General features: G+C 61.4%; 8 protein-coding genes. 3 read left to right on the top strand and 5 right to left on the bottom strand.

Translation table 11 applies throughout. The features are described 5' to 3' along the window. Position 1 precedes the first annotated feature (1 nt). Positions 2-568 carry a TetR/AcrR family transcriptional regulator gene (locus tag KW842_RS00475; protein WP_218302130.1) on the bottom strand — a complete coding sequence of 189 codons (567 nt, stop codon included), beginning with the start codon at positions 566-568 and terminating at the stop codon, positions 2-4. 52 nt (positions 569-620) lie between these two features. Continuing rightward, complete coding sequence (locus tag KW842_RS00470; RefSeq protein WP_229223413.1) at positions 621-2,012, bottom strand: GGDEF domain-containing protein; 1,392 nt, start codon at positions 2,010-2,012, stop codon at positions 621-623. Between the two features lie 247 nt (positions 2,013-2,259). On the opposite strand from KW842_RS00470, the gene KW842_RS00465 reads away from it, so the two are divergent. Further along, positions 2,260-3,255: an SDR family oxidoreductase gene (locus KW842_RS00465; protein ID WP_218302129.1), complete on the top strand. Its 996-nt coding sequence runs from the start codon at positions 2,260-2,262 to the stop codon at positions 3,253-3,255. A 3-nt stretch (positions 3,256-3,258) separates the two neighbouring features. After that, positions 3,259-4,197 carry a Ku protein gene (locus KW842_RS00460; protein ID WP_218302128.1) on the top strand — a complete coding sequence of 313 codons (939 nt, stop codon included), beginning with the start codon at positions 3,259-3,261 and terminating at the stop codon, positions 4,195-4,197. A 12-nt stretch (positions 4,198-4,209) separates the two neighbouring features. On the opposite strand, the gene ligD is transcribed toward KW842_RS00460, so the two are convergent. Next, a complete protein-coding gene (gene ligD / locus KW842_RS00455; protein ID WP_218302127.1) occupies positions 4,210-6,699 on the bottom strand; it encodes a DNA ligase D in 2,490 nt (829 codons plus the stop codon). Positions 6,700-6,852: 153 nt separating this feature from the next. On the opposite strand from ligD, the gene KW842_RS00450 reads away from it, so the two are divergent. Continuing rightward, positions 6,853-7,182: a hypothetical protein gene (locus tag KW842_RS00450; protein WP_218302126.1), complete on the top strand. Its 330-nt coding sequence runs from the start codon at positions 6,853-6,855 to the stop codon at positions 7,180-7,182. A gap of 93 nt (positions 7,183-7,275) precedes the next feature. On the opposite strand, the gene KW842_RS00445 is transcribed toward KW842_RS00450, so the two are convergent. Then, positions 7,276-8,766 (bottom strand): efflux transporter outer membrane subunit, encoded by a 1,491-nt coding sequence (locus KW842_RS00445; RefSeq protein ID WP_218302125.1) that lies wholly within the window; start codon positions 8,764-8,766, stop codon positions 7,276-7,278. Between the two features lie 13 nt (positions 8,767-8,779). After that, positions 8,780-11,965 (bottom strand): efflux RND transporter permease subunit, encoded by a 3,186-nt coding sequence (locus KW842_RS00440; RefSeq protein ID WP_218302124.1) that lies wholly within the window; start codon positions 11,963-11,965, stop codon positions 8,780-8,782. Positions 11,966-11,967 lie beyond the last annotated feature (2 nt).

The raw sequence follows: 11,967 nt of genomic DNA, 5'->3' as shown, positions 1-11,967 counted from the left end.
CTCAGCCCTGCAGCGCATCTTTCACCGCGTCGAGGATCTCCAGCGACAGCGCATCGTCATCCACCGCGCGCGACAAGACAATCGCGCCGATCATTGACGCATACTTGGCCAGCGCCTGCCTGCGCTGCGCCGCAACATCCGCACCGGGCATCAGCTGCTCCAGTACCGCCAGCTGGCCGCGCGCGCCTTCGGTCATCGCGTGGCGCGCCTTGGGGCCGAGGCGTGCGACATCCGCGCCCAGCGCCGTCACCGAACAGCCGTTTTCAGGATGGTCGCGGTGCTGCGCCGTCAGATAGCCGTCGCTAATTTTTTCCAGCGCCGTGTCGCGCCCAGCCGCCACATAGCCCTGCCAGCGATCCACCGATTTTTTCAGCGCGTACGCGGCAGCTTCCGCCAGCAAGTCTTCCTTGGAAGCGAAATGACCGTAAAAGCCGCCGTGCGTGAGGCCGGCGCTTTTCATCAGATCGGCCACGCCGATGCCGTCGTAGCCTTTTTCACGAAACAGCCGCGCGGCCGTCTCGATGATGCGCTCGCGGTTGAGCGCTGCTTGTTCCCTGCTGACCTTCATGCTCGTCTCCTGCATCCAATCTGACGGCATTATACATGACGAGTGTAATTTATCAGGCAGCCAGCTCGATGCAGTTGCGGCCGGAGCGCTTGGCGCGGTGCAGTGCCGTGTCCAGGCGATCCAGCACGGCGGGCGCCGCTTCTTCCGCGCCAACTTCGGCCACGCTCAGACTAATACTGAGGGTCGCGCCAAATCCGGCGCCCGGCAGATCGGCCTCGCTGACCGCACCGCGCAATTTTTCCGCCAGCCGGATCGCGTCGGCCGAGGTGGTATGCGTGGCGACGATCAGGAATTCCGCGCCGCGCATGCGCGCCAGCGTGTCCGAGTTACGCAGCCGGCCACTGACCGTTTCAGCGATCTTGCGCAGCGCGTCCTCGCCGACCGCGGAACTGTATAAATCGTTTGCGGAACGGAAGCTGCCGACATCGAAGGACAGCACCGCCAGCGGCAACCCATAGCGGCGCGCGCGCAGAATCTCGCTTTCCAGCTTATCCTCGCCGACGCGGCGGTTGGCGGCGCCTGTCACCGCGTCCGTGGTGTTCAGCTGCGACAGCTGGCCGGACAAGGCATCGTTCTGATGCTTCAATTCGCTCATGCCGAGCGCGAAGCTGACAAACTGCGCCAGGCTGGCGAAGCAGGCAAACTGCTCGCGCGAGAAGCTGATATGCCGGTCAAACATCAAACAGATGGCGCCGATTTCCGGGCCGCCCGCCTCCGCGCGCAAGGGCAGCGCCAGCACCATGCGCACATTGCGGTCATGCAGCGCCATCGCCAGCTCCGGGTCGCCGGCTTTTTCCGGCGCGTCCAGCAGCACCATCTCGCCGCGCGCCACCGCCATCAGCGGCGGGAACACATCGCGCAGCGGCGATTGCAGCAGATGGTCGCGCCGTTGCAGCAGCCGTCCCAGATCGAGATGATTGCGTGCTTCCTGCGCCACCAGTTGCAGATCGCCGCGCGGCTTCATGTGCAGCACGGCCGTATGTCGTACGCCAGGGAAGTTACACAAAGCCAGGCAGACTTGCGACGCCGTCAGCGACACGCTTTCTATGCCGCCGAGCGCGCGCTGCATGCTGCGCTGAACGCCGAGCAGAGCGCGCAGTTCCTTTTCCTTGTCCAGTATTTGCTGCTGCATGGCGGCGGCGGAGTCCGCAGGCACTGCCAGCGCCTGCCGCACGGCCTGCTGCATATCAGTGTCCGGCACCGGGCATAAGTGGTAATCGATGCTGCCATAGGCCATCAGCTCGGGCAGCCAGGCGCTGTGCTTGTAGTCACACAGCACCAGCACGCGACCGCCGGCGCGGCCACGTATCAAGGCGCCAATACCAGCCAGTTCACTCATTTTTTCAAAGCCGCTCAGGTCTAGTATCAGCAGACTGGCGTCCTGCTTGGCCAAGGCGGTGACGGTGGCGTCGAGGTGCTCGCACAGCGTCAGCTGAGAGAACATTTCCCCGCAACAAGATTGAAATGCCGCGCGGTGTTCGGCGGCTGGATTGAAAAATACACCCGTGCTGCTCGACCGGCTGTAAAGGTCCAACATGGTAGTGCTCCCTAGTATCATTAGTTTTAACTGCCTATTTTCCCAGTGTGCATAATTGGCAATTAAATTGCAATATTTATTATGTGAGTCGGCGCACGGTCAGCGTCCCGTGCGCGGCCAATACTGTCCCTTCCGGATTCAGGAGGGATACACCATGCCGCAGTCAGAAAACAAGGCCGATCAGGGTTCGGCCAGCCTGCAACGCGAGATTCAGCAGCGCCAGGATCAGGTGGACCAGCAAGGTCCACGCGCCAGCAATACTGAAAAGAGCAAGGAACCGGTGCAGACCACCGAGCACGAATATCCTGGCACTCCGCTGCCGGCGCAGCACCTGGAAAAACCGGGGCTGGAAGCCGATATGCAGCAAAAGCCGGAATTCCTCGCGCCTGACTACTGCGGCAGCGGCAAGCTGGCCGGCATGGCGGCGCTGATCACCGGTGGCGATTCCGGCATCGGCCGCGCGGTGGCGGTGCTCTATGCACGTGAAGGCGCGGACATCGCCATCGTCTATCTTGAAGAAGAGCAGGATGCGCAGGACACCAAGCGCTATGTCGAAGCGGAAGGCCAGAGCTGTCTGCTGATACGCGGCGACGTGCGCGATCCGTCGTTCTGCCGCGATGCGGCGCACCAGACGCAGGAGCGCTACGGCCGGCTGGATATCCTGGTCAACAACGCAGCCTTCCAGGAACACGCGGAAAAACTGACCGACGTGACCGAAGACCGTTTCGACCTGACCATGAAGACCAATGTTTACGGCTACTTCCACATGGCCAAGGCGGCGCTGCCCTATCTGAAGCGCGGCGCGTCGATTATCAATACCGGTTCGGTCACCGGCCTTCAAGGCTCCGAACACCTGCTGGATTATGCGACCACCAAGGGTGCGATCCACGCCTTCACCAAGTCGCTGGCGTCCAACCTGCTGGAGCAAGGCATCCGCGTGAACGCAATCGCACCAGGCCCGGTGTGGACGCCGCTGAATCCTGCCGACGCGTCGCCGGACAAGATTGCCAAATTCGGCGCGGACACCGACATGAAGCGCCCCGCCCAGCCGCAGGAGTTGTCACCGTCGTATGTGTTCCTGGCGGCGCCCTGCTGCTCCAGCTATATCACCGGCATCGTCCTGCCGGTGACCGGTTCAGTGGGCGCGTAAGCGATGGCGGCGCGCGCATTGTGGAAAGGGGCGATCAGCTTTGGGCTGGTCTATATTCCAGTCGAGATGTACACGGCCGTGCAGGAACACGACCTTGACCTGACCATGCTGGACCGGCGCGACTTCTCGCCGATCGGCTACAAACGCTATAACAAAAAGAGCGGCAAGGAGGTGACCTGGGACGACATCGTCAAGGGTTACGAGTACGAGGACAACGAATACGTGGTGCTATCCGACGAGGACTTGAAACGCGCCAACGTCGAGGCGACGCAGACCATTGACATCGTCGCTTTCGTGGAGGCCGCCGATGTGCCGCTGACCTACTTTGAAACGCCTTACTACCTTGCACCGTCGCGTGGCGGTAGCAAGGTGTATGCGCTGCTGCGCGAAACCTTGCGCAAGGCAGGCAAGATCGGCATCGCCACCGTGGTGATGCGCACCAAGCAGCACCTGTGTGCGCTGGTCTGCGTGGAAGACAAGATCGTGCTCAACACGCTGCGCTACGCCACCGAAATCCGCAGCGCAGAGGAATTGAAACTGCCGCCCGCCACCTTGAAGGCAGCCGGCATCAGCGACAAGGAACTGAAGATGGCCTTGTCGCTGGTCGAAGGCATGAGCGAGGAATGGAAGCCGGAGCAGTATCACGACACCTACAAGGAAGACGTGATGGCGATGGTGAAGAAGAAGATCAAGGCCGGCCAGACCAAGACCATCACCGCTGCCGAGGCGGAACCGACAGCGCCGAAGGCGTCCAATGTGGTTGACCTGGTGGCGCTGCTACAGGATAGCCTGGGCAAGCGCAGCGGCAAGGCAGCGCCTGCCAGGCCCACCACGGCCGCAGCCAAGCCCAGCACCAGCAGGTCCAAAACTGAGGCCAAGGCTTCCAGTACAAGCGCCGCCGCCAAACGCAAGCCTGCCGCCAGCCGCGCCAAGGCGGCTTGAGCGGCAAGCCGCCTAGCCCTGCCCCGGCTTGAACTGCATCCGCTTCATGGCTGGCGCAAGGCCTTTGGCGGCTTGGGCATAACCGTCCCACGGCGCGTTACCAACATCGAGACGCGTGTGGACGTTGGAGACGTTCCACTGGTCCGCGCTCTGCAGGCTATCCAGTTCATCCCAGGTGACCGGCACCGAAATCCCCAGCCCGGGCCGCGTGCGTGCCGACCAGGCGCATACCGTGGTTGCGCCGCGTCCGTTGCGCAGGTAGTCGATAAATATCTTGCCCACGCGATTGCGTGGGCCGCTCTTGACCACGAAGCGGTCTGGTATCGTCTGCGCCATATGCGCGACGATGGCTTGCGAAAAGGCTTTCACATCATCCCAGCCGTAGCCCGGCTTGATCGGCACCACCACATGCAAGCCTTTGCCGCCGCTGGTTTTCAGGAACGCCGGCAACGCCAGCTCGGCCAGAAACGCGCGCATCAGGTGCGCCGCTTCCTTGACCTGATCCCAGGTCACGTTCTTTCCTGGGTCGAGGTCGAAGATCATGCGATTGGGCTTTTCGTAGCTGTTGGCGCTGGCGTTTTGCGTGTGCAGTTCGACCACATTCATCTGCGCCGCCGACAGCAGTCCCTCTTCGCCTGGCACCTCCAGCATCGGCGGATGGTCGGGATCGAGCGATTGCCTGAGCTGCTTCACGCCCGGCATGCGCGACACCTCGGCATGCTTTTGGAAGAATAGCTCGCCGCCCACGCCTTCCGGTGCACGCACCAGCGATACCGGCCGCGCTTTCAGGTGCGGTAGCATCAGCGACGACACCAGCGCGTAATAGCGTATCAGCGTGATCTTGGTCGCGCCGCTCTGCTGATCGATAACGCGGTCGGGATTGGTGACTTTCAGCGACTTGGGCAGCTTGCCTTCGATGGCGTTTTGCATCTGTGGTTTCTCCTTGACGTGTTGCGCCGTTTCACGCGTGATGCTGGCGGCGCGCTTGTCCTTGCGCAGCCCTTGGAACACGGCGTGGCGGATCGAGCCGGAATGCGTCCACTCGCCGAAACTGACTTCCGCCACCAGCATGGGCTTGAGCCAGTGGGCTTTCCTGTCGATGTCGCGGTTGGCTGCAAAAGGACTTTTATCGGCGTGCAGCTTTTCCATTTTCGCCTTGATATCTTGCAGCGAATTGGCGTTGAAGCCGCTGCCGACATTGCCGGCATATTGCAGATTGCCCTCCTCGTCATAGGTACCCAACAGCAGCGAGCCGAAGCCGCTGCGCGCGCCTTGCGGATCGGTGTAGCCGCCGATGACGAATTCCTGCCGCTGCCCGCATTTCAACTTGATCCATGTGCCTGCACGGCGTGCCGTGTAGCGTGAATCCTTGCGTTTGCCAATGATGCCCTCCAGTCCCATCTGGCAGGCGGCGGCAATCATGTCCTGCGGTGGCGCGCTGAGCGCGGTGCTGAAGCGGATGTTTTCCGATTCGCGCCTGGCCATGATTTCCTGTAGCACCGCGCGCCGCTCCTCCAGCGCCAGATCGCGCAGGTCGCGGCCTTTGTGGAAGGCGATGTCGAACAGGAAGTAGACGATGTCGCCTGGCGCGTTCTCGTCAAAGGCATTTTGCAGCAGGCCGAAATCGGGACGGCCGTTTTCATCGTGAACGACGATCTCGCCGTCATACCAGCCGGGCGGGAATTTGAGTTTGGCGAGCTGCTTGCGCAGCGGCTGAAGTTTATGGGTCCAGTCATTACCGTTGCGGGTGATGAGGCGGATGTCCGCGCCGTCGATTCGCGCCAGCAGCCGGTAGCCGTCGAACTTGACCTCGAACAGCCAGTCCTCCGCCGATGCGGGCGGGCCATCGACCAGGGTGGCCAGTTGCGGTGACAGCGTCTCAGGCATTTCGGCCTTGGGCGCTTGCGCTTCGGCCGCTGCTGCCGATGCTGCGGTCCGGCTGGACGCGGCGGGCATCGGCAGCGCTTTGACGCTATCCGGCATCTCGTCGATCACGCTGAACTCTTCCGCAGGGCGCGCATACTCGTCGTTTTCCTTGATGAGCAACCACGGCTCCTGCTTCTCGCCCTTGCCTTTCATGCGCACCAGCACCCAGCGGCCATGCATCTTGTGGCCGTGGATTTCAAATTTGAGGTTGCCGGCCTTGAGCGCCTTGCGCGGATCATCCAGTGGATGCCAGCTGCCCTTGTCCCAGATGATCACCTTGCCTGCGCCATATTGCTTGGGCGGTATGGTGCCCTCAAAGTCGTTATAGGAAATCGGATGGTCTTCGACGTGCACCGCCATGCGCTTGTCGTGCGTGTCGTAGCTTGGACCTTTGGGCACGGCCCAGCTCATCATCACGCCATCCAGCTCCAGCCGGAAGTCGTAATGCAGGCGCGTGGCCCAGTGCTTCTGGATGACAAACGCCAGCACCTCCTTGCCCTCTTGCCCGCCATCGGCGGGTTCAGGCGTGATGGCGAAGTTGCGTTTGGCCTTGTAGGTCTTCAGCGTATCGTTCATCCCCTCAGCCTATGCGCCTCTGTAGGCCAGAACCGTGCGTTAGCCAACATGTAAGCGATTGTAAAGGCCGTCAACGCAAGGTTTTGCGGCAGCGTTTTTTGCTCAGAGACGCGGGAATTGTCCCGGGCCCAAACCCTTCAAAAGGATTGAATCATGACTAAAGTAATCGCTACCCTGATCGCCGGCCTGTTCGCAACCGCTGCATTCGCACAGACTCCTGCTCCTGCCGCCACCAAGGCAGAGGCTAAAGAAGCCAAGACCGTGGCCAAGGCGGAAGCCAAGGAAACCAAGGCTGAAATCAAGGCAGAAGCCAAGACCGCCAAAGTAGAAGCCGACGCCAAGAAAGACGTCGCTGTCGCCAAGGCTGAAGAAAAATCCGACAAGGCCGACGCACACGCCAAAGCCGGTAAAACCAAAGCCAAGGCGCACGCCAAGGTAGAGAAAGAAGCCGCCCCAACCCCGGCACCAGTCGCCAGCAAATAAGCTATACAACGCATGCTCAGCATCGACTCCCGCTTTCGCGGGAGTGACGGCGGGCGAAAAAAAAAAGCGGGCCTTTCGGCCCGCTTCTCTGCGTTACTTCTGCGCTAGCGTTGTGGGCTGCGCAGCATCCCAGCCACCGCCCAGCGCGCGTATCAACGCCACAGTCGTCACAGCACGATTGCCACGCAACTGCACCGCACTACGTTCCACCGCAGCCAGATTACGCTGCGCGTCCAGCAGATCCAGATAGCTGGAGCGGCCGGCAGTGTAAAGCTTCTGCGCCAGATCGGCCGAACGGCGTGCCGACACTACAGCATCTTCAATCTGCACCGTCTGACCAGCCAGAATACGCAGGCCAGCCAGATTGTCTTCCACTTCCGCAAACGCGGTCAGCACGCTCTGGCGATACGAACCTACCGATTCTTCCAGCGCCGCTTCGCTACGCGTGATGTTGGCGCGATTGCGGCCGCCATCAATCACCGGCAGCGACAAGGCCGCGCCCAGCAGCCACGAACGGCTGCTCCACTTGAACACATCGGCCACGGTATTACCCGAGACGCCACCCGCATTCGCATTCAGCATCAGCGATGGGAACATCGCCGAACGCGCCACGCCGATGCGGGCATTGGCGGCTTCCATCGCGCGCTGCGCAGCGGCGATGTCAGGACGGCGCTCCAGCAGCGTCGATGGCAGACCGGCTGGAATCACCGGCAGCAGCGTGCCATCCAGCAGCGGGCTGTTACCTGCCGTGTAGCTGGCCGCTGGCTTGCCCAGCAGGACCGCCAGCGCGTGCTCGGTGGTCACGCGCTGACGCTGCAGGCCAATGGCTTCGGCACGGGCAGTCGCCAGTTCCGTCTTGGCGCGCGACAGATCGAACTCGCCGATATCACCCAGGTCGAAACGCCGCTGGTTGACTTTAACGTTTTCCTCGCGGGTCTGCACGGTGCGGTTCAGCGTTTCCAGCTCGGCGTCGGTGGCGCGCAGACGGAAGTAAGTCTGCGCCACATCGGCCTGCATGGCCAGCAGCACCGAGCGGTAATTCGCTTCAACCGAAGCGGCATCGCCACGCGCCGCCGCCACGTTCGACGATACGCGGCCGAACAGGTCAAGCTCGTAGCTCGCCGTCAGGTTGGCGGAGAACGCCTTGCCTGGATCGACCGGCGTACCGGCCGGCAGGCCCAGCTCCGCCGGCGACTGGCGCAGGCGCTGTGCGCCCGCATTCACCCCAACTTGCGGGATGCGGTCCGCTTCCGCCACGCCGGCAATGGCGCGCGCCTGCTTGACGCGGGCCGCAGCCACCGCCAGGTTGGCGTTGGCGCGGGTGGCTTCGTTGACCAGCTCATTCAGCGCCGGGTCGTTAAAAGCCAGCCACCACTCGCCGCGCGGCTGTGCTTCGGCGGCTTGCGCCTGCTTCCAGGTGCTGCCATCGGCGGCGGTTTTGGTGGCCGCCGGCTGCTGCGATTCCTTGAACGCGGTCGGCACTTCCATCGCCGGTTGCTTGAACTCCGGTGCTGCGCACGCGGTCATCAGCAAGGCCGCCAGGATGGGCGCTACGCCCTTGGCAATCATATGCAGTTTGTTCATCGAGGTAGCCATATTAATGAGTCCCTTCCAGTTTTACCGGGGCGGCATTGCCGTCCGCGGCAGGTTTTTTCTTCTCCAGCTTGACCGCCAGGGTACGCAGCAGGACGTAGAACACCGGCGTCAGGAACAGGCCGAAGAAGGTCACGCCCAGCATGCCGGCAAACACCGCCACACCCATGGCATGACGCATTTCCGAACCAGCGCCATGCGAGAACACCAGCGGCAGCACGCCCATGATGAATGCGATCGAGGTCATCAGAATCGGACGCAAACGCAGACGGCAAGCTTCCAGCGCGGCCTCGACGATCGAGCGGCCATGGTGCTCCAGCTCCCGTGCAAACTCCACGATCAGAATCGCATTCTTCGACGCCAGGCCCACCAGCACGAACAGTGCAATCTGGGTGAAGACGTTGTTATCGCCATGGGTCAGTTTCACACCCACCAGTGCGCAGAAGATCGACATCGGCACGATCAGGATCACCGCCAGCGGCAGGGTCCAGCTTTCGTATTGCGCCGCCAGAACCAGGAATACCAGCAGTACGCACAGCGGGAACACATAAATCATGGTGTTACCCGACAGGATGTCCTGGTAAACCAGTTCGGTCCATTCGTAGCCTATACCTTTCGGCAGCACTTCATTGACGATCTTGGTCATTTCAGCCTGTGCCTCACCGGTCGAAACGCCAGGTGCGGCGCCGCCGTTGATCTCGGCTGCCACGTAAGCGTTGTAGCGCTGTACGCGATCCGGGCCATAGCTATCCTTGACGCGCATCAGCGACGACAGCGGAATCATCTCGCCCTTGTTGTTGCGGACCTTCAGCTGGGCGATATCTTCAGCGTGCGAACGGAACTGCTTGTCAGCCTGGACACGCACCTGATAGGTACGGCCGAACTGGTTGAAGTCGTTCACATACAGCGAGCCCAGATTGATCTGCAAGGTCTGGTAGATCGTATTCAGCGGCACGCCCAATTGCTTGGCTTTCTGGCGGTCGATGTCGGCAAACAGTTGCGGCACATTGATCTGGTAGCTGGAGAACACGCCAGCCAGCTTCGGATTCTGCCAGGCTTTCATCTGCACCGCTTGCACGGCTTTGTACAACTCGTCGTAACCAAGGTTGTCACGGTCTTCGATCATCAGCTTGAAGCCGCCGGTCGTACCCAGGCCGCTCACCGGAGGTGGCGACAGCACCAGCACGAAGGCGCCTTCGATTGCTCCCATGCGCTTGTTCATCTCAGCAGCAATCGCTTCCGCCGTCTCACCCGATTTACGTTCATCGAATGGTTTCAGGCCGAGGAACACGATACCGGCGTTAGGCGCATTGGTGAAGCCGTTGATCGACAGGCCAGGGAAGGAGATCGAGTTAGCGACGCCTGGAATGTCGGTGGCGATCTCCGACATCTTGCGGATCACCGCATCGGTACGGTCCAGCGATGCAGCATCAGGCAACTGGGCGAAACCGATCAGGTAGCCCTTGTCCTGCGGCGGCACAAAGCCTGGCGGCACGACCTTGAACATAAAGCCTGCAGCGGCAGCCAGCAGCGCGTAGACGATCAGCGAGCCGCCCTTGCGTTTCAGCGCGCCTCTCACGCCGCCTTCGTAGCCATGCGAAGCACGGTTGAAGAAGCGGTTGAACCAGCGGAAGAAGCCGCCAAACACTTTGTCCATGCCACGGGTCAGCGCATCTTTCGGGGCGTCGTGTGGTTTCAGCAGCACGGCCGACAGCGCAGGCGCCAGCGTCAGCGAGCTGAATGCCGAGATCACGGTCGAAATCGCGATGGTCAGGGCGAACTGTTTGTAGAACTGGCCGGACAGACCGGAGACGAAAGCGATCGGTACGAACACCGCGCACAGCACCAGTGCAATCGCGATAATCGGACCACTCACCTCTTTCATCGCCTGGATGGTCGCATCATGCGGCGACAATCCGTTTTCGATATTCCGTTCAACGTTCTCCACCACCACGATCGCATCATCGACCACGATACCGATCGCCAGCACCAGGCCAAACAGCGACAAGGTGTTGATCGAGAAGCCGAAGCCCAGCATCACGGCAAACGTACCCACCACCGAGACTGGCACGGCCAGCAGCGGAATCAGCGATGCACGCCAGGTTTGCAGGAAGATGATCACCACCAGTGCCACCAGAATGATCGCTTCGACCAGGGTGTGGATCACGGCGTCGATCGACTCGCGCACGAATTGGGTCGGGTCGTATACAACACTGTATTCGACGCCTTCCGGGAAATCTTTCGACAGGCGGGCCATGGTGGCGCGCACGTCAGCCGACAGTTGCAGCGCATTGGCGTTCGGCGCTTCAAAAATCGGGATAGCCACTGCGGATTTATTATTCAGCAGCGAACGCAGGGCATACGAGTTGCCGCCCATTTCCAGACGCGCCACATCCTTCAGCAGCGTGACCGCGCCATCGGCGTTGGTCTTCAGGATGATGTTGCCGAATTCCTCAGGCGTTTGCAGACGGCCCTGGGTATTCACGGTCAGCTGGAAGTCCGCGCCTTCGGCTGGACCCTGGCCGATCACACCGGCAGCAACCTGCACGTTTTGCTCGCGGACCGCGTCCACCACGTCGCCGGCGGTCAGGCCGCGCTGCGCTACTTTCTGTGGATCGAGCCAGACGCGCATGGCGTAGTCGCCGGAACCAAACAGCTGCACCTCGCCCATACCAGGCAGGCGCGCCAGCTGGTCCTTGACGTTCAGCACCGCGTAGTTACGCAGATACAGGTCGTCGTAACGGCCGTTCGGCGAATTCAGGTGGACCACCATGGTCAGATTGGGCGACGACTTCACGGTCGTCACACCGATCTGGCGCACTTCTTCCGGCAGGCGTGGCAGCGCGCGTTGTACGCGGTTCTGCACCTGGGTTTCTGCTTGCTCGACGTTGGTGCCGATCTTGAAGGTCACGGTCAGCGCCATCGCGCCGTCCGAGGTGTTTTGCGAGGACATATACAGCATGTTCTCGACGCCGTTGATCTGTTCCTCAAGCGGCGCGGCCACGGTTTCGGCGATGATCTTCGGATTCGCGCCCGGATATTGCGCGCGCACCACAATCGATGGCGGCACCACGTCCGGGTACTCCGAGATCGGCAGCTTGAAGATCGATATCAAGCCGGCAACGAAGATGATAATCGACAGTACCGCCGCAAAAATCGGCTTGTCGACAAAAAATCGAGAGATATTCATTT

This window comes from Duganella sp. sic0402 (genome assembly GCF_019219065.1).
In the GTDB taxonomy this organism is placed as follows: domain Bacteria; phylum Pseudomonadota; class Gammaproteobacteria; order Burkholderiales; family Burkholderiaceae_D; genus Rugamonas.
Note: the sequence above shows the minus strand (reverse complement) of the source record. Positions and strands in the feature narration are given on the sequence as shown.